The organism is Massilia hydrophila (assembly GCF_020208145.1).
In the GTDB taxonomy this organism is placed as follows: domain Bacteria; phylum Pseudomonadota; class Gammaproteobacteria; order Burkholderiales; family Burkholderiaceae_D; genus Telluria; species Telluria hydrophila.
The window spans coordinates 301,494-321,256 of the sequence record NZ_JAHYBX010000003.1 but is presented as its reverse complement, the minus strand read 5'-3'; the positions used below and the strand labels follow the sequence as shown (position 1 = coordinate 321,256).

General features: G+C 56.5%; 12 protein-coding genes and 2 tRNA genes. 9 read left to right on the top strand and 5 right to left on the bottom strand.

Translation table 11 applies throughout. From position 1 onward, the window contains the following. The first annotated feature begins 16 nt into the window (after positions 1-16). From glmM to LE190_RS10920, 9 genes are all read left to right on the top strand, one after another. Positions 17-1,357, top strand: coding sequence for a phosphoglucosamine mutase (gene glmM / locus LE190_RS10960; protein WP_225238719.1), 1,341 nt, complete (start codon positions 17-19; stop codon positions 1,355-1,357). A 62-nt stretch (positions 1,358-1,419) separates the two neighbouring features. Continuing rightward, a tRNA-Pro gene (locus LE190_RS10955) sits at positions 1,420-1,496 on the top strand. A 71-nt stretch (positions 1,497-1,567) separates the two neighbouring features. Beyond that, a tRNA-Arg gene (locus LE190_RS10950) sits at positions 1,568-1,644 on the top strand. 585 nt (positions 1,645-2,229) lie between these two features. Further along, on the top strand, positions 2,230-2,679 hold the full coding sequence (locus tag LE190_RS10945; protein ID WP_225238718.1) for a hypothetical protein: 450 nt from the start codon (positions 2,230-2,232) through the stop codon (positions 2,677-2,679). Then, positions 2,676-5,171, top strand: a complete 2,496-nt coding sequence (locus tag LE190_RS10940) for an Hsp70 family protein (RefSeq protein WP_225238717.1) — start codon at positions 2,676-2,678, stop codon at positions 5,169-5,171. Before LE190_RS10945 ends, LE190_RS10940 begins: the two co-directional genes overlap by 4 nt. 2 nt (positions 5,172-5,173) lie before the next feature. Beyond that, positions 5,174-6,628 (top strand): ATP-binding protein, encoded by a 1,455-nt coding sequence (locus LE190_RS10935; protein WP_225238716.1) that lies wholly within the window; start codon positions 5,174-5,176, stop codon positions 6,626-6,628. 24 nt (positions 6,629-6,652) lie between these two features. Continuing rightward, positions 6,653-8,161: a hypothetical protein gene (locus LE190_RS10930; protein WP_225238715.1), complete on the top strand. Its 1,509-nt coding sequence runs from the start codon at positions 6,653-6,655 to the stop codon at positions 8,159-8,161. After that, the gene (locus tag LE190_RS10925; RefSeq protein WP_225238714.1) at positions 8,158-9,801 is read left to right on the top strand and encodes a hypothetical protein; all 1,644 of its coding nucleotides are present in this window, start codon (positions 8,158-8,160) and stop codon (positions 9,799-9,801) included. The genes LE190_RS10930 and LE190_RS10925 overlap by 4 nt, the downstream gene beginning before the upstream one ends. A 709-nt stretch (positions 9,802-10,510) precedes the next feature. Further along, entirely contained in the window at positions 10,511-11,134 is a 624-nt protein-coding gene (locus LE190_RS10920) for a hypothetical protein (RefSeq protein WP_225238713.1), read from the top strand. A 69-nt stretch (positions 11,135-11,203) separates the two neighbouring features. Here LE190_RS10920 and hsdR read toward each other — a convergent pair whose 3' ends face one another. The 5 genes from hsdR to LE190_RS10895 form a co-directional block, all read right to left on the bottom strand. Beyond that, entirely contained in the window at positions 11,204-13,519 is a 2,316-nt protein-coding gene (gene hsdR, locus LE190_RS10915; protein ID WP_225238712.1) for an EcoAI/FtnUII family type I restriction enzme subunit R, read from the bottom strand. Positions 13,520-13,531: 12 nt separating this feature from the next. After that, complete coding sequence (locus tag LE190_RS10910; RefSeq protein ID WP_225238711.1) at positions 13,532-14,770, bottom strand: restriction endonuclease subunit S; 1,239 nt, start codon at positions 14,768-14,770, stop codon at positions 13,532-13,534. Beyond that, complete coding sequence (locus tag LE190_RS10905; RefSeq protein ID WP_225238710.1) at positions 14,767-16,218, bottom strand: class I SAM-dependent DNA methyltransferase; 1,452 nt, start codon at positions 16,216-16,218, stop codon at positions 14,767-14,769. Before LE190_RS10905 ends, LE190_RS10910 begins: the two co-directional genes overlap by 4 nt. A 475-nt stretch (positions 16,219-16,693) precedes the next feature. Next, positions 16,694-18,211, bottom strand: coding sequence for a recombinase family protein (locus tag LE190_RS10900; protein WP_225238709.1), 1,518 nt, complete (start codon positions 18,209-18,211; stop codon positions 16,694-16,696). Beyond that, a complete protein-coding gene (locus LE190_RS10895) occupies positions 18,205-19,734 on the bottom strand; it encodes a recombinase family protein (protein WP_225238708.1) in 1,530 nt (509 codons plus the stop codon). The genes LE190_RS10900 and LE190_RS10895 overlap by 7 nt, the downstream gene beginning before the upstream one ends. Positions 19,735-19,763: the final 29 nt, after the last annotated feature.

The window sequence follows — 19,763 nt, the reverse complement described above, 5'->3', positions numbered from 1 at the left end:
GAGAAAGTGAAGAAGAATGGCACGGAAATATTTCGGTACCGATGGAGTGCGCGGCCTGGTGGGCGAAGCACCGATTACCCCCGACTTCGTCATGCGCCTCGGCTATGCGGCCGGCACGGTGCTGGCCAAGGGCGGTAAATCGAGCAGCGGCCGTCCGGTCGTCCTGATCGGCAAGGACACCCGCATTTCGGGCTACATGCTGGAAGCCGCGCTGGAAGCGGGCTTCTCGGCCGCTGGCGTGGACGTGATGCTGGCCGGCCCGATGCCGACCCCGGCCATCGCCTACCTGACCCGCGCGCTGCGCCTGCAGGCAGGCGTGGTGATCTCGGCGTCGCACAATCCGTTCCAGGATAACGGCATCAAGTTCTTCTCCGAGCACGGCACCAAGCTGCCGGATGCGGTCGAGCAGCAAATCGAGGATGCCATCGACCAGCCGATGGGCTGCGTGCACTCCGACAAGCTGGGCCGTGCGACGCGCCTGCGCGACGCCCAGGGCCGCTACATCGAATTTTGCAAGGGCACCTTCCCGAACGAACTGGATCTGCGCGGGCTGAAGATCGTGGTCGACAGCGCCCACGGCGCTGCGTACAACATCGCGCCCCACGTGTTCCACGAACTCGGCGCCGAAGTGGTGTCGATCGGCGCCCAGCCGGACGGCTTCAACATCAACGACGGTGTCGGCGCCACGGCGCCCAAGGCCCTGTCGGAAGCGGTGGTGGCCAACAAGGCCGACCTCGGCATTGCGCTGGATGGCGACGCCGACCGCCTGATCATGGTCGACGGTGCCGGGCGTGTCTACAACGGCGATGAGCTGCTGTACCTGATGGTGCGCGACCGCATGGCGACCGGCCCGGTAGCGGGCGCTGTCGGCACCCTGATGACCAATATGGCGCTGGAAGTGGCCTTCAGGGAAATGGGCGTCGGCTTCGCCCGCGCCAAGGTCGGCGACCGCTACGTGCTGGAAGTAATGCAGGAACGCGGCTGGCTGTTCGGTGGCGAAAGCTCGGGCCACCTGCTGGCCCTGGACAAGCACACCACCGGCGACGGCATTGTCTCGGCGCTGCAGGTACTCTCGGCGCTGCGGCGCAGCAACAAGTCGCTGGCCGAATGCTGCAGCGACCTGAAGCTGTACCCGCAGACCCTGATCAACAAGCGCGTCACGCCCGGCTTCGACTGGACCAGCGACCAGGGCCTGGTGGCCGAGAAGGAAGCGGTCGAGCGCGAGCTGGGCGACAGCGGCCGGGTGCTGATCCGCGCCTCCGGTACCGAACCGTTGATCCGGGTGATGGTCGAAGCGAAGGAAGCCGCGGTGGCGGAAAGCATGGCGCGCCGCATCGCCGACAAGCTGGCCGCCTGAACACCGCAGCACGGACGCCGATTTGACGCCCACCGCTGGCGGGAGTATCATCGGCTCCACATCGGAGTGTAGCGCAGCCCGGTAGCGCACCTGGTTTGGGACCAGGGGGTCCAAGGTTCGAATCCTTGTACTCCGACCAAGGCTTCTTTAGCGGGCTGTCGTTCGACAGCCCGTTTCATTTGTGCGGACGCGCCACGCCTCCGCCTTCATCTGCCCATAGCTCAGTTGGATAGAGCATCAGCCTTCTAAGCTGAGGGTCGCTGGTTCGAACCCAGCTGGGCAGGCCAAATAAATCAACGACTTACGAATAATAATGATCCCTGATTTTCTTCTCGGGTTACGTAGGGGTTACACTCTGCAGTAATGTTGGTCAAAGTTGCACCGGTTGGATTCTTTTTGCTAGCTTTGTTCTCTCAGGGGCATGAAGTAGCGATACTCAATCTGGAACAAGCCACCGGTGAACGGGTAATCGAAAACAGGCAGCGCTCTCAAGTGGCCTACGGCCTAGTCATAGCCGCAGCCAACGTTAGCTTGAGGAAGTTCCTCCGTTCGTAGTGCTCAGCCCGGCATTCAGCGCCTATTCAGGCCCACATGTGAAAGGTTGAGTGAATGAAGGGCGTCGGTCTAGTATGCTCGCCTTTGCTATCCTGCTTGGTCCCCGCCAGAATATTTCAAGGTCATTCTAATGACAACGTTCGGTCGAACTGAGCCGCGCCGAGCGTTGCGCTATCGGCCAAAAAGCGGTTGAGATGCGATTCCCTCATCTAGTACGTCCCACTTGTACGCAAGATAACTATTGTTGCGATTACGTCACTGGTGATTTTGTGTGTATATCTCGCGAGTGCGCGCTGTGTACAATTGGAAACTTTTATTTGGTCAACATCACTAGCAGCCAGCAGATCGGCATTCAGTGCGCCCATCCTATGGTACGCAGGGTAGAACGCAAAGCAATGAACACTCCTTCAACTGCGGCAGAAGAGCGACAGGCGTTAATTGATGTGTGCGTCGAGGGATGGCGCTTTGCTAGGATTTTTGAGCGCGCCATCCTCAAGCTGCCGCCCTCGGAAGCTCCCCGTCATATTAACCAAGCCCGCTATTTTCTCAAGAAAGTGGACGACGGGCTGGAACGCTTCGGACTACGCATCGTCAATCTCACGGGACAACCCTACGACCCTGGCCTGGCTGTCTCCGCATTGAACATCGGCGACTTCGGGGCGGATGACGTCCTGTATATCGAACAAGTAGTTGAGCCCGTCGTGATGGGGCCGGAAGGTCTAGTACGCGGCGGTACCGTGATGTTAGCGAAAGCCCTTCAATTGTGAAGAACTATATCGGCATCGACCTCGGAACGACGAACAGCGCCATCAGCACGTACGACGGTGAAACCTTGCGTCTGTTTAAAAGCCCAGATCAGAATGACGTCACCCCGTCGGCCATCTTTATCGACAAGCGAGGCAACAAGTATGTCGGTAAGCGCGCCTATGACAACGCCGCCCGCGCACCCGATAACGCCGCAACCCTGTTCAAGCGCCTGATCGGCACCAGCACGCCAATCCGTTTGCCGGCCGTCGATCTCGAGATGACGCCGGAAGAGTGCAGCGCCGAGATCCTGCGCGTGCTCTTTGGCTACCTGCCTGAAGAAGTCCGAAACGATCCAGACACCGGCACCGTCATCACCGTCCCTGCAGCCTTCAACCAGATGCAGAAGGACGCCACCATGGCTGCCGCCGAAATGGCTGGCCTGGGGCGCGTCGCGCTGATGCAAGAGCCGGTTGCAGCCGTTATGAGCGTTATGCGACAGCGCGCAAGCGATGGCATGTTCCTCGTCTATGACTTGGGCGGCGGTACGCTCGATATCGCAATCGCGGAGAGCATCAACGGCCGCGTGAGCCTGCTGGCGCACGGCGGGATTGCGATGTGTGGCGGACGCGATTTCGATCGTCTCCTGCTTGACCGTGTCATTAAGCCCTGGCTGCACAAGAACTTCGATCTACCCGAGGATTTTTCAACTGACAAGCGCTACGCGACCTTGCGTCACATGGCCACATGGGCGGCCGAGAAGGCCAAGATCGAACTGTCATCTGGCGACGAGGCGATCATCACGCTCGATGACAGTGAACTGCGTGTGCGCGATGAAAGCGGTGCCGATATCTATTTGGACATCACAATTACTCGCACCACGTTCGACGGCCTGATCGCTGAGAAGGTCGAGGAATCGGTCGCCGCAGCGCGCGACACCATGGAAAAAGCTGGCTTGAGCCCACATGACATTGGCCGTATCGTGTTTGTGGGTGGCCCTACCCAGTACAAGCCGCTGCGCGACAAGGTGGCGTTCGAGCTTGGCATAGCCGCCTCGACCGACGTGAATCCCATGACTGCTGTAGCCGAGGGCGCCGCGCTGTTTGCCGAATCAATCGACTGGTCGAGCGAAAACCGCTCCCGCAAGAGTGGCCGCGGTGCGCTGGCCATGGGTGGGCAGTTGGCGCTGTCGTTCAGTTTCCAGGCTCGCACGCCCGACCACCGCGCAAAAGTCGTCGCCAAGCTGGGCTCTAGCGCAGCCGATGGCATGGCGTTCCAGATCGATAGCCTTGATACTGGCTGGTCATCGGGCCGGATGGCGCTGCGCGACGGTGTCATCGTCGACGTCACGCTCAGCAAACCTGGCGAGAACGTCTTTAAGGTATTCGTTTACGACGCCGCCGGCGGCGGCATCTCCCTGCCGCAGGACCGTATCGTCATTGTCCGTACCGCAGCCCAGATCGATGCTATTCCAGCGTCGCACTCGATCGCAGTCGAAGTACTGGACAGGGTCGGTGGCCGCACCATCCTAGACTTCCTTGTGAGGGAAGGCGACCAGTTGCCGAAACGTGGCAAAAAGACCTTCAAGGCTGGCGAAGCGCTTGCAGCCGGCAGCCGGGGCTCGCTCAAGTTTAAGGTCTGGGAAGGAGAGATTGACCATCCGGTCTCTGACAACCGTTTTGTCGGAATGTTCGAGATCAAGGGCACGGATATCGGCGATGGTGCGATCGCGAGAGGTTCTGATTTGATCTGCGATTACGAAGTACTCGACTCCGGCAACATCGTTCTCGACGTGACTGTCCCGTCCATTGGTGGCACCTTCCATAGCGGGCGCAACTTCTATTCCCGTGACGAAGGGCAGGTCGACTACTCGAAGGCCGCCAAGCGTATCGAAGAGGAGGCCGAGCGGGTGAGCACTCGCTTGAAAGAGATCGTAGGCAAGGTCAGCGATCCGCGGCTTGACCAAGCGCAGGAACGCCTCGCACGAGTCCAGAAAGACGGCACTCAAGATGCCGATCCGGAAGCGGCAAAGCAGGCGATGGATGATGTGCAGGAAGCGAAGCGGCTCCTCTCGCTCGCGCGTAAGGCCAATCAGGAAGAAATCCGTCAAATCGACCTCGACAAGGTAATCGATTTCTTCGACTCGCATCTGCGCAACAATGCCCGTCCAGCCGAGACCAGTGCTTTCGACAACCTCTCGCGAACTGCGCATCGGGCCATCGACAAGGACGGCCCGGAATTCGACGGCCTGCTGGACGAGATGCGCTCCAAGAACATCGAAATCCTGTGGCGCCAGGACTGGTTCATCGTCGATAAATTCAAATGGCTGGCGCAGAGTGCGCACCGGTTCCCCGACGCCAACGAACACGCAGCCCAATGCGCCAAGGGCAGACGGGCGCTAGAATCCGGTGACATCGATGCACTGCGCCGGATCGTGCTCGAACTCGATTCGATCCGATTTAACACCGGCGGCGAAGACGACATGACGATCAGCTCGAACATCCTGGCCGGGTAATCGTGTTGCTTGAGAACTGGTTGCCCATTGGTTTTGTGCTGCCCGGCGGCGCAGCGTGCGGCCGCGTGCTGCATGGCGGAGCGGACTGGCAGATCATCGCTACCGACCACGGCACCGCATTGCTGACTGCTGCAACGCTGGCTCGGCGCTGGCACACTGCCGACATCGTGACCGATGAGCAGATCGAGTTGGTCACGTTTGGCGGTGCTGAGTACGGCATGATCAAATGCGCCAGTGGCGCCGTACTGGCCCCACTCTGGCGCTGCAGTACACCGGATGGACAGAAGGAGGCACTTGCCCTTGCGCGGGCATTGCAGTCGACACGTGCGTGCGATATCACTGTCTCCCTGCATGACGCACTGTATGTGGCACAGATCGAGCGCCTGCTGCCTGTTTATGGCCCTGATTCGCAAGAAGACGGACTCGTTCTCGGCAGGTGGCTCTCCGGTGGTGTGAGCATTGACGTGGCGTCGATCGACCGATTGTGCGGTCTGTCGTCGTGGTTAACGCCAAAGGATGTAGAGGAAATTATAGAGGTCGCAGGACTTGCAGCCAGTGGTCAGGCCCGGCGAATGCACCGTAGTGCCAACGATGGGATCGACGCTCAAAGACGCGAACAGTACGTAAAAGAAGGTACGGCGCTCAAGAGTTGTTCTACGAACCACGGGGCATCGAAGTATGTGACACCATTTGTTCTCGCCGGCCGCCCGCGTCTTGCCGCATTCTTCAACGAGCACATCATCGACATCGTGGCAAACCAGGAGCGCTACCGATTGCTCGGCATCGACTCTCCGTCGGCAGTGATTTTGCATGGCCCACCCGGCTGCGGCAAGACCTTCGCTGTGGAGGAGCTTGTGACCTACCTTGACTGGCCGTGCTTTGAGATCGACGCATCGAGCGTTGCCAGCCCTTACATCCACGAGACCAGTCGGAAGGTTGCGGAGGTGTTCGATAAGGCGATGAACAGTGCGCCGTCGGTGCTGGTGATCGACGAGATGGAAGCCTTCCTCGCTGACCGGGCCGCTGCCGGCAGTTCTAGCCATTACCGGGTGGAGGAGGTGGCCGAATTTTTGCGCCGGATCCCGGAGGCCATCAAAAATGGGGTGCTGATCATAGGAATGACCAATCGCCCTGACATGATTGATCCGGCCATACTGCGCCGCGGGCGGTTCGACCACATCATTGAAGTGGATTACGCGAGTGCCGAAGAGGTTGAAGGCCTCTTGCTGCACCTGCTGGAGCCCCTGCCGAAGGATGAAACCGTGCACCCGGTCGCTCTCGCTTCCTCGCTGGCCAGGCGGCCATTGTCTGACGTGACCTTCGTTGTGCGCGAAGGCGCGCGCCTGGCGGCAAGGGCAGGGGAAAGCTGTCTGCGCCAGCAGCACCTGCTCGACGCGCTGGCGCTGTGCCCATCCCGAGTAGAAGCGGCCGTCGAGCGCAAGATTGGCTTTACCTGAAGTACAAGCTGAAGTGACACCCACATGAAAAATACAAGCAAGGGCTTTGCCGGTCTTGGCAACAAGGTATCCGACGTATCAGACATCGACACCGCGCAGAGCGTCGCGCCCACGCTCGCGCCAAAGCCGCAGGCGGAGCCACTCTTAAAGCCCTCCCAGCCACAAGCGAGTGCTTCGGCTGCATCCACACCACGCCCCGAGGCGCACAAGTCGTACGAGCCGACACAAAAGGACGACTCGAAAGCGACGAAGACCGCCGCCTTATTCTGGGGGACGGTCGCCGTCATCGTTTTCGCGTTTTGGGTCATGGGCGACGGGTCAAGCAGTCGCTCTCGAGATTCCGTTGAAGTATCTTCACTCAGCGGCGACTACGGCTCACCGGCAACCGAAGAAGTCGGCCATAGCCCAACGCCAGCACAGGCAGAAGTCGAACAAACTCCTGCCCGTCCGGAGAACATGCCTGCAATTGCACAAGGTGCTGTTCTGAACATGCCAGAAATTCGGTGGTGCAAACGCCGCCAGATCGAGCTCGAGTCGGTTGAGGGTATCCTGGACGGCGAGCGCCAGAAGGAGGTGGCTGCCTACAACGACATTGTCGAGGACTACAACTCACGCTGCGGGAACTTCCGTTACCGCCGCGGCAACGTCGAACAGGTGGATCGCGAATTTGAACCTGAACGCGCCCGCATGAAGAGCGAAGCCCAATCGGGTTGGGTGCGCTTCATTCTGGGACTGGACAAGGATAACGAGATGGATCCGGAGGACCCCGAGATTGAAGAGGCTGAGGACCATAGCGCCTCCCGCGCTCCTGAAAATCCTCGACCACAGAAACAGATCCCTTCAACTCAATCCCTCAACTCTGAAGAGCGCCAATCGCTTGAAAGTTCGTGCTCTAGCGCGAAACTGCTCGAGGGCCCGGCCGCTTATGCTCGCTGCAAGGAAAACCAGCTCGCTGCGCTTGCAGACGCTCCACGCAACATCAACCTGTCCGGATTGAATGGCGCAGAACGGGAATCGATCCAAAGTTCGTGCTCACAACAAAAGCTTTTGTACGGCCCCGCAGCCTATAACCAGTGCCTTACCTCGCAGATAGAGGCTTTGAAGAACGCGCCTCGCAACATCGACCTGTCCGGTTTAAACCGTGATGAGCGCGAATCGATCCAGAGCTCATGCTCTCAACAGAAGTTGCTGTACGGCCCTGCCGCTTATAACCAATGCCTATCCTCTAACTTGGCGGCCCTGAACACCGTACCACGCAATATTGACTTGTCCGGCTTGAATCGCGACGAGCGCGCATCGATTCAAAGCTCATGCTCACAACCAAAGCTGTTGTACGGCCCTGCTGCCTATAACGAATGTCTGTCAAAAAAACTGGCCGCCTGGAAGGCAGGGCCACGCAACATTGACCTGTCCTCGCTAAAGTTCGAAGAGCGGGAATCGATCAAGAGTGCATGTTCGACCCCCCATTTACTTGAAGGCCCGGCCGCCTACAACCAGTGCTTGACGAATCAACTCAAACAGTTGCGATCATGACGCATACTACCCAACTGCACGCCAATCCATTCAACCTGCTCGCAGTCAGCTCCAGAGACAATCGCCATACCATTGTCGAGAAGGCGGAAGAGCGGGCGCTGCACCTCGATCACGACCTATGCCAGCAGGCCCGGGCGGAATTGACCAACCCGAAGTCCCGGCTTCTGGCCGAAATGGCTTGGTTGCCAGGTGTCGCCCCATCCGCGGCGCAGAAGCTTATCGACAACCTTGCGCGTGCCCCGATGGACATACGTACCTCAGGGCGCCTACCGACGCTGGCCCAGGCGAACTTGTTCGCGGCCGCTGCCGAACTGCTCGGGGAAAAGTATGACTCGCGGCTAATCACCGAATTCATCCTCGACTTCGCTGATGTGGTGGACAAAGTCGATCTTGATGTGGTGTTACGCGATATCAATGAGGATCGCGTCATCGCAGGCTTCCCGGAGATCAGAGGCCTTGAATTCCTCAAAGAGGGGCTGACCGCTCGCAGGAAGGCCTATCGCGGTGTTCTGAAGGGGTTGCTTGACTCGTTCGAGTCAGACAAGCTAGTCACAATTATGACGGACGTGGTGGCGCTGGCTACCGAAGATGGTGACTCTCACGCGCCATCGCTGATTGACGAACTGGTGGACGCCTACGAGGTCGAGACGCAGACATTCCTGACGCAGGAAGCGGAGAACATCGACAAGTTGATTGGTCGCATACAGGAGGCGGCTACGCGGGGAGCGTATGCGGTCGATCCATTGCTGGACAAGCTGGAGCAGGTTGCCCGTAACTGGGATAGCGTCGCCCAGCCTATTCAGGTCAGCGCCAAATCCCGCGGAACAGATCACGAGCCGAGTACCGAAATCGCTCAATCCATGCGGTCACTTGGCATCGCCCTATTCAACGAACATGAGATGCTCGAGCAGGCTCAGCGCATGACAGCCCTGCTGCAAGAGCTGTTTGCCGAATTGCCCGAGGTTGTCGAGCGCCTCGAAGCCGATGCCGAGACACTTGACGACCTGTGGGAACAGGCCCGCCAAGCGGAAAGCGCGCGCGCCCAACAAGTTCGTGACATTACGTTCTCAGCCAAGATCGGCATGCTGGTCAAGGATGAGCTATCGATAGGTCCTGAAGGGATCACTTGGAAGGGTTCGACCTATTCGCTTGAAGACATTACGAGAATTCGCTATGGCGGCATCTCAAACTCGGTGAATGGCATTCCGACCGGCACGAACTACACGATCGGCTTTGGCACCTTGCGCAGGTCTGAAGTGATTGAGCTGCGCAAGACGCCCACGTACACTGGGTTTGTCTCAACCTTGTGGAAGGCCGTCGGCCCTCAGATCATGATTGATCTGCTGCAGAAGCTGCGATCCGGCGAGCAGTACAGGTTCGGCTCCATAACGGTCAAAGATAATGGCGTAATCCTATACCGGCACCGTTTCTTGGTGTCGAACGAACAGGTGAGCGTTGGCTGGGACGACGTTGAGGTTTGGAGCGCAAACGGCCAGTTCGTCATTGGCAAGAAGGGCGACAAGAAAGTGTATGGGATGAGCAGCTATATCGAGGAATGGAATACGCATGCACTGGAGCAGGTGGTGCGATTAGGATTCAAGAAGGGCGTGAGCCGCCTGAGCGACGTCCTGTCGAACTAGGAGTATTGGAACACCATGCCATCGGCAAGTTGAACGGTACTTCATACTAGGTCCGGCTTAAGAGTAAATCTCGTCATAGCCTTGGTGCTCCTTGACCAGCACATTCGGCACCACTAGCAACCTATACTGACTGCCTGAGGACCCCGTTTTGGGTCAAGAACCATAGCGGCAAATGTGGGATCACGCACCTTCAATTTTGGGGGGCGATGTGTTGTTAACCACCGACAGCGGCACTACTTGTAATATTTGTTGGTATCCTTTCCTTGTCCGAGCCAAGATCCGGAGTTTTATGCGGCAAGCGCGGGCAAATTTGATTCCGACTAGCGGTATTAAGAATAAGCAGCTAGATAAAAGGGGTACATGCTTCGGCGTGTAACCCCATTTTTTTGAGTTCAGCGCGCCGTGTGTAACCGTTGTGTAACCCGATTGACTCAACCTTAGCTTAGTCACCGCTGTTTGAGAAACGGCCGGGGCATGAGGCTCGGCGCATAGTTACAGTCGTTTTCTCTTGCTAAACCAATGGGAAGCACACTGCAATAGGTTGTGATTGTAGCCAGACTGACATTGAAGAGTTAGAGTATTTGCTATGACCAGTTTCTCATCTCCGTCCGTTCACGCATGCCCTGGCTGCGACGTCTTCTTCCTTCGCCGGCGACTTCGCAGCTTTAATTTTTTCGGTGCTCGAGACTGGTCGGATGGCGTACCGAGCATGTGGTGGCGCCAGGAACCATTGGTCCGTTGCAGCGCTTGCGCTGCGCTCTTCTGGCTGGAGGATATTGAGCCTGTCGGGATCATGCCCGATGCCCCACGGCCGATTGGCCGGTTTATACGCGCCTGGCTGCGCTGGCGCGGCGACCCGCAAGGGCTGCTTCACAGCGAAGAGGAATGGGGTCGGGCCATGGCATCTTGGGGACAGGCTGGCTACATCGGCAGCGTAAAGTTCGACGACGTCATGTACGTACTGGCCCGCTCTAAAGGGATCAGCAGGGCACGGGTGCTCTGGCTCCGCAAGCGCATCTGGTGGGACTTGAACGACCGCTACCGCACCCGTCAGGATGGTTCGCCAATTCCCGATGTGCCGACTTGGCCGCAGGCTTTGGAGCGGTCCAACATGGAGGCTATCCTGGCCATGCTGCGTGAAGGCGATGGGCACCCAACGGACATGATCGAGCAAGGCGAATTACTTCGCGAGCTTGGCCGTTTCGACGAGGCGATCGCAATGTTGAAAGCCGTACCGGCAGACGGACATAGCGAGGTTAGGGCGATCAAGATCGAACAACTTGCAGGGAGAGGCGATTCCCAAGTGCGGGAGTTGCATCCCGCGACATGGTGATAGATCCAATTGCGGCCAAACTTCAAAGTCCGGTTTCGACCCAAAGCAGATACTTAAGAGCGGTGGTCGTCAGTCGCTGTACAGGTACTTCTGGAAATCAACGAACACACGCCGCACCTGCTCCGGCTTGCCCAGTTCTGCGAAGGCGTCGGCAAGAGCGTTCTTGTATTTGAGCTTCAGTAGCGGCGAGAGCTTTTCCTGGTCAAGCTCATCGACGCCCTGCTCAACATATTGAGCTAGGACGAAATCAACAAAGGCGGTCTGTTTGTCAGTGAACGCGGCGGCGCTGGCGAGCTTGGCTGCCGCCGCGCGTTCCGCGCGTGAGACAGGGGCGGCAGCAAAGGCTACAAACGACAACACGTCGAAGAGATCGCTGTTCTCAGCCTCGATGATTTTCTGCATTTGAGCGAGCAGCTCTTTGCTGAATCCCTTCTCAGCCAGACCAGCGAGGAGAGCTTTGCGCGTATCTGGTGTTGACCAAATGTTGCGAAGCTCGTCTTCGTCCTTGAAGAATTCTGGCAAAGTGCCGTAGAGAACCTCCAAGAACTGCGCCGCCGACATTGGGCGCCCGTCAGCGCTCCAGAACGTCGTTGCCGTCATGCTCTGGATGCTGCGAGCCTTGCCGTCCGCCAGCTTGACCTTGACCTTCTGACGCGGTGGTTCCGGCTCTGGCAAGGGGCCGGGCGGTTCAGGCGAAGGGCCACCTTGGCCCCCGCCGCCTTTCGGCGGTTCCGGCTCGATCGGCTCGCCGTCCCATTCAGGATCGTTGAAATGGTGATGTGCCTTCACGAAATCGTAAATCGTGAAGTAGTCCTTGCCATCGTAGAGCCGCGTACCGCGTCCGATGATCTGCTTGAACTCGATCATAGATTTGACTGGGCGCATAAGGACGACGTTGCGGACGTTGCGTGCATCGACGCCGGTCGAGAGCTTCATCGAGGTGGTGAGAATCGTGGGGATCGTCTTCTCGTTGTCCTGGAATTCACGCAGGTATTGATCGCCAAGAGAGCCATCGTTGGCCGTGACTCGCACGCAGTACAGCGGGTCGATGCTGGTCTTCATTTGGTTGATCAGATCGCGCACCGCCAACGCGTGAGGCTGGTTGGCGCAGAAAACGATGGTCTTCTCGCGTTGGTCAATCATGTCCAGCAGGAGCTTGACGCGGTACGTTTCACGCTCTTTGATCTCGATGATCTTGTTAAAGTCCTTCTCTTCGTATCGCTTGCCGAATTCAATCTGCCCTTCAACGATATCGTCATCAGCGGTATAGACATAGTCGTCGAGGGTGGTCGCGATCTGCCTAACCTTGAATGGCGTCAGAAAGCCGTCGTTGATGCCTTCCTTCAGCGAGTAGACATACACCGGCTCCCCGAAATATGCATAGGTGTCCGTATTGTTGGTTCGCTTGGGCGTTGCGGTGAGGCCAAGCTGAACCGCAGGCGAGAAGTAGTCGAGGATCTTGCGCCAGGTGCTCTCGTCATTCGCGCCGCCGCGATGGCATTCATCGATCACGATGAAGTCGAAGAAGTCCTGCGGGTAATCCCCGAAATACGGCGAGCCACCGGGGCCGCTCATGAAGGTCTGGAAGATGGTAAAGAAGATGTTGCCGTTTTTCGGCACACGGCCCTTCTTCCGGATGTCGGCAGGATCGATCCGCACGAGCGCATCGTCCGGAAATGCCGAGAAGGCGTTGTACGCCTGATCGGCCAGAATGTTGCGATCAGCTAAAAACAGAATGCGCGGGCGACGCGTTGGCTCGTTCTGGCTTTTCCAGTCCGGAACATTCCAGCGACTCTGGAACAACTTCCAGGCAAGCTGGAACGCGATGAACGTTTTGCCAGTACCAGTTGCCAGCGTCAGCAAAATCCGGTTACGTCCTGATGCAATTGATTCTAGCACCCGCGTAATGGCCACATTTTGGTAGTAGCGCCCCTGCCAGGTGCCGCCTTTGTCTTCAAATGGAATCGCGGCGAAGCGGTCGCGCCAAGCATTGGTTTCAGCAAAGGTCATCGCCCACAGCTCATCAGGCGTCGGAAACATGGCGATGTCGCTCTCGTTGCCGGTGCCCATGTCGATGCTATAGATCTGCTGGCCGTTGGTTGAGTAAGTGAAGCGCACAGCCAGCTTGTCCGCATAGCTCTTGGCCTGAGCCACTCCCTCGGTGTAGGGCTTGTCCCAAGCCTTGGCCTCCACCACACCGATCTTGGTATTGCGGTACACCAACACGTAGTCGGCAATGTCACCCTTAGCCCGCTTGCCCCCACCCTGCAAGCGCCCTAGTGTGATGCTATGCTCGCGCAGGATGCGGCTGCCTTCAACCACGCCCCAGCCTGCGGCCTTGAGGGCTGGGTCAATGTGTTCGGCGCGGGTTTCGGCTTCGTTCATGGGCGCTGTCTCTCAAAGTTGGCCGGTGAATGCTTGATGAAGGAGGGATTTTTTCAGGTTGTCGAGGGCAATGAGCTTCTGCCTCTGCGTACTTTCGAGTCGCTCACATTCAGAGCGATAGGCATCAAACTGATCAACAATCTTTGCCTGGATTTCAATCGAAGGAAGTCGAACTGGTAACTCAGAAATGATTCCCATGTTTAGACCGGCCATGATCGAACCTTTAGCCTGAGCACTAAGGTAATCCCTCGCCGTACGGTCGTGTAGAAAGTAGATATGCAGGTATTCAGGCAGACACGCTTGACGATTTAAGGTGATGCAGCAAAGGTGCTTTGTGTTGATAGCCAGGGGTATGTTTTCAGGTACTACGGCACAACGCCCACAAGTGCCCATGATCGTGATGAGAACGTCTCCTGGGAATACACGGTATCGAGCCATCTGCTCATACTTTTCTTTAGTAATGTAGCGGCGCCTATCCCATCGAAACTCGTTGGCGACAGCATTATCAATTCCTAGGACAGCGATTCCGTCATCTACGAACTCGGTGTGCAGCAACTGACTACCGAAAGGTCCCGTGCGCATCGCCCCTTTGTGCGATGCTTTAAGCGCGGCGACTTGTCGAATTGGCCATTGGGTGCGGCCTAGGTTTTCCGTAATGGAATGGAACCCGATGCCTACCAGCTCCTGCGCATTCTGAAGGTTCCTTTCGGCATTGGCTTTGGCGGTTGCGATGCCATCGAAAGCTCCGTCGAGGATAGCGACGATACGGTGTTGTTCGGCGAGAGCAGGGATCGGAACTGCAAACCGCTGCAAGTCAAAAAATTTCAAGTTATTTATGTTTGCGCCATCAGCCAAAGTCGCGATGAAATCCTTGTAAACGCCAGAAGTCATCAAGTGGAAGAAGTACCGTGGAAGCAAAATTTCACTTGGTGTCAACATTCCCATAAAACCACCAAATGCGAAATCGTAGTCATCATCGATGTAGGCCACTTTGCCAAGGTGACTTTTGCTCCCGCTTGCTGTGCAAATCAGAAGTGAATTTTTTTTGACTTTTTTGCTAGCGGGAACAGTCACCGCATCGTTGATATACCTCAGTTCGCGCAGATCAAGTAAATTGGTTGAAAGGTCGATATTGGTGGCCCGTAAGATGACATTATTTGAGACGTCGACTTCGTCTGACTTTGCATAGGTAAGTCCACGCTGGAATTCGCAAACCTCGCCAAGCGGTTTGATCATCCAACCGGCTTTCATAGCAGCTCCCGAATCGTCGCTAGTGCCTCGCCGGCTTCCAGATCCAGCGCCGTGATTTCATCCATGATGTCCTGCGGACTGCGGTGCACCACCGCTTTGCCGCCATTGGGGTTTTTCACTGATAGGTCAAACGTGGCATGGTCGATGCTTTCCACCTCAATACTCCAGCTTTTGCAGGAATCCACAAACGTCTTTTGCAGCTCTACAAATTCATTCAGGTCCGCATCGCTCAACGGATTGGTCTTGCCTAGGTTACGGCCAGGATCAAGCTGGTAGTACCAAACCTTTTTAGTCGGCGAACCTTTCACAAAAAACAGCACCACGGTTTTGACACCTGCGCCCTGGAAGGTGCCACTGGGGCAGTCCAGCACGGTGTGCAGGTTGCAGCTTTCCAGGAGTTGCTTACGCAGGCTCACGCTGGCATTGTCGGTGTTGCTGAGAAATGTGTTCTTGATAACGATGGCCGCTCGGCCACCGGCTTTGAGCGACTTGACGAAATGCTGCATGAACAAAAATGCGGTCTCGCCGGTCTTAATCGGAAAGTTTTGCTGAACCTCCTGGCGTTCCTTGCCGCCAAAAGGCGGATTAGCTAGGATTACGTCGTAGCGGTCTTTCTCCTGAATGTCATTGATGTTCTCGCCGAGCGTGTTGGTGTGGATGACGTTAGGAGCCTCGATACCGTGCAGGATCATGTTCATGATCGCAATTACATAAGCCAAGCTCTTCTTTTCTTTGCCGTAGAAGGTCTTGGTTTGCAGCGTAATCAGGTCGGCAGCTTTGGCTGCCTTGGGGCTCAGATACTCAAAAGCCTCACACAAGAATCCCGCCGACCCACATGCACCGTCATAAATGCGCTCGCCAATCTTGGGCTCGATCACCTTGATCATCGCGCGGATCAAGGGACGTGGCGTGTAATACTCGCCTCCATTGCGCCCTGCATTGCCCATATTCTTGATCTTGGCCTCGTAGAGGTGCGACAGCTCATGCTTTTCGGTTTGTGACCGAAAGCGCAGCTCGTCCACCAATTCGATTACGTCACGGAGGTTGTAGCCGCTCTGGATCTTGTTTTTGATCTCGCCGAATACTTCACCGATCTTGTATTCGATGGTGTTCGGTCCGCTAGCGCGCTGCTTAAAGCCGCCTAGGTAGGGGAAGAGCTTTTGGTTGACGAAATCGCGCAGATCGTCGCCCGTCAGGGCGACGTTGTGATCAAGGTTTCCTGAAGCGTTTTTTGGGGCAGCCCAGGCTTCCCAGCGGAAGGCTTGATCGATGATGAAGTTGTACTCACGCCCCTCAAGCTCTGCTTCCGAAGCCTTGTCTTGCTCTAAGGCATCGAGATACTTGAGAAAAAGAAGCCAAGATGATTGCTCTGTGTAGTCGAGTTCGCTCGTGCAGCCGGAATCTTTGTGCAGGATGTCATCGATATTCTTAAAGGTCTGCTGAAACATTTAATCAAAGTCTAAATTCTGTTGTAACTCTTAGGCAAAGTGCCATTCATCTGGTCTATTGGGACTGCTTCACAGCACCGCATTTAGTTGCCTAGCATACCGTATGGTTGCAGGCTTGCAAAATTTGGCTACCCCATAGACCAAGGATGCGTATTGTTTAACTGCCCACCAACATCCTTGAAGTTCGGTGAGATTCGAGTTCGCCGAGAGCGATCGTCAACATCAGGTGGGCCTTGTGACTTCGTCAACGTCTGCTCTTTGCCGATTGCGGACGGTCGGCACGGCTCAGTTTACCCGGCTGTTGCCTGCGAAGGAACTAAAGGATTTGGTAGGCTTTCTGAGACATCATGTTGCTAAGAAAAAATCTCACCAGCTCTAAAAAAAAATTTTTTGACGAGTCGACCAATCGCTTGCTTGATAGAGGGGGGGCGACCTTTGCCTCCCCCGGGGGGGAGGGGCACCGTCTGACTCATTTTCAACGCGGCTTTGAATCATTCTCCACTCCAAAAATGCTGCGCAGCGAAGTGTGCGCATATCGTTTGTACTTGTGTAGTGTGAGCGTCGATGGCCAAACGAACAGATGCGTAGGAAAGTCAGCTACAGGTAAGAGGTAGATTTGCTCAACGTGCTGGTTCGCTTGGTCTACGCGAACCCATATGACAAAGTCGGCAGCAGGTTCATGGGCCAAAGTAACCTTCCAGCACGGATGGCTTCGCTCAAACCGACACCGAGTACACAGGAGGCGAACTGTGACACCATTCAAGATGTAAGTGCGCGGACTGAGCTTCGTCACCGTAGCCTTTGCCGTGGCAGCACACCTTTCAAGTTCGATTGTCATATCGCGGGTGATGCATCGCATGCGATACCGTGTGATTACACTGCGTGACATCGAGGGCCAGCTAACCCCAGCGAGGCCAAGCGCAGAGGTAAGCCCATTGAAGCGAAAGGCATACGATTTTACAGCCGGGCCACCGCTTGAATTGATGAGGTCAGGAGTAACCCTCCCGTGCTCAACGAAGATGGCACGTAAGCCGTCGAGCATCTCATCATCGGTCCAATGCCGTCTCCGTTGTTGCCGCTCCCGGCGAGCCTCCTCTAGCTTATCTCGTGAGACAATGCCCTCGAACGCATCATCTACTTTTACCCAGTTGGCTGAAGCGTTTGATCGTTTTGAACTCTTCAATCGCTGCGTGCTGCGATTAAATACAAGCGTACCTGCGTACTTGTCGTTCGTGAGGATCTGCTTAACATGGAACGGTGACCAGGGCCTGCCAAACTCGTTCGCTGTCCCCTCGTCATTCAAGCGCCGAGCGATGCCGGTGTCAGATAGCCGTTCAGTCAAATACATGTCATAGATGCGGTTGATTACTTCGACTTCGTTCTTCGGGCCGAGCGTGTATGTGACGTGGTCAGTAGGCATGTTCTTGCGCTCACCTGGCCCAAGTACACTTTTCGCTTGCCCTGAAGCAGAGACGGAAATGCGCCTCAACCCGTAGCCGGCTGTACCTCCCTGCTTAAATCCTGCCTGGGTAAGCCGGCACTGTGCTCGGAATACCTTAGCGGATAGCTCTCGGCTGTATTCGGCCGCCATCGCTCGTTTGAGGCCCTTAAGCACGGCCGCCAGCGGCGACCCATCGTTCTCGAACGGTTCGGCGCAGTAGGCGACTGCAATGCCAGCGCGGCGGCAGGCATACTCGTAGTACGCGCTTTCATCAACGTCTTGGAAGCGACCCCAGCGGCTAATGTCGTAGACCAAGACTGTGCTGAAGTCGGCACGCTCTGACTGAATGTCGGTTAGGAGTTCGAGTAGGCCGACACGGCCCTCTAGAGTCAGTCCGCTTCGTCCTTGGTCTCGATACGTCTTGATGACATCTAGACCGTGCTGGGCCGCGTACTCCCTCAAGGCCGCTTCCTGGTGTGCGGTCGAGTAGGTTTGATGTTCTGTCGATGCACGGACGTAGAGCGCGGCCCTATTTGTCTCGCGGCCTAGCATTTGGTCGCCTGATGAGTGGCAGTTGGATTGCCAAATATCGCATCGATCGTCTCAAATCGTAGCGCGGCGTAGCGATCAAGGTTTGATGCTTTGAGATATATAGGTCCGCTTGCCAGGTTAGCGGACGAGATCAGGAAGTAGTCAGTGATTTCACCACGCGCTGGGTCCATTCGCCCGGCGATGACGAAGTCTACGCCGGGCTTTAAGCCAATCTTCCAGCTCTGCAAGCCACGCCGGGGCGTCCGAGGTACAGCTACCTCAACTTGCACACGTATGTCTCCATTGAGTACCACCCTAAATGGCGTTAAGGTAGGTTCGATGTTACCCCCTGCGGCCTGTACAAGCGCCTCTACCTGCGCCAGGACACGATGTCGCATGACCGACAACTTCGCCTTTGTTTCGACGAACGCATACGTCAGAGATCGCGGCAGGGCGGCTGCTGTGTACGCCTTCACCAGTGAGCCAAACGACCGCACGAAGAGTTGCGGGTCTGGCATTGCTGAGTCCGCTGCAATCACCTTCGCGTTGACCTTCCCATGCCGTTGATAGCAATCCTGTAGAAGGGTAACCAGCTCCGGGCGATTGTATCGGCGCAGTCGGCGAGCGTGCTCTGCCTGAACTTGCTCAAAGAAATCAAGCGGAATGATCGGCTCGACCGCATCAGGATTCACAATCCAGTCAGAACGAGCGTTGCGTATGCGCCGATTAGATAGTTTGGATGAGCGCCTGTTATAAGCAAGAGCACCGCAGTATTTAATGTTGGATAGCACAGAGTGCACCATGGCCTGCGTCCAAGGCCGTCTGAACTCACTTGGCACCTGCTCGCTCTTCAACAACCTGACGATGGCTGCTTCGCTGAGTTGGTCGTTCAAGTAGCACGAGTAAATCCTGCGCACCGTCGCGACTTCTTCATCAGGACCATGAATAAGAATCACCCGATCCGTAGCTGAGATTTTGGCTTCACCATATTCAAGCACAGCCCTTGGTTCGCCGCTGGCTTTGATGGCAAGGCGGCGCAGGCCATACCCAGCGTGGCCGCCTTGCTTAAACCCCATCTCAATGAACCGGCACTGAGCAGCGAATACCTTCTCGGACAGCTCGCGACTGTACTCAGCGGCCATCACCCGCTTCATGCTTTTCAGAAGAGAATCGTAAGGGCCGCCATTGCCTGAGAACTGCTCGCCGCAGTAGACGACCTCGATACCTGCCCGCCGACAGGTATGCTCGTGATAGGCCGCCTCATCAATATCCTGGAATCTCCCCCAGCGGCTGATGTCGTATACGAGGATACGACTGAAATCAGGTTGGACAGATTGGACATCACTCATAAGTGCACGCAGGCCAGCTCGCCGCTTGATGTCGAGACCGCTTTTGCCGTCATCTGCATACTCACGAATGATCACGATGCCATGTTTGCGAGCATATTCCTGGATTCGCGCGCGCTGGTGATCTGTCGAATAGTCTTGACTCTCCGTCGACATCCTGACGTACATCACAGCGCGGTCCTTGACCTCGTGCATCATATTCGTCTCCAACGTTGAGCCAGCTCAAT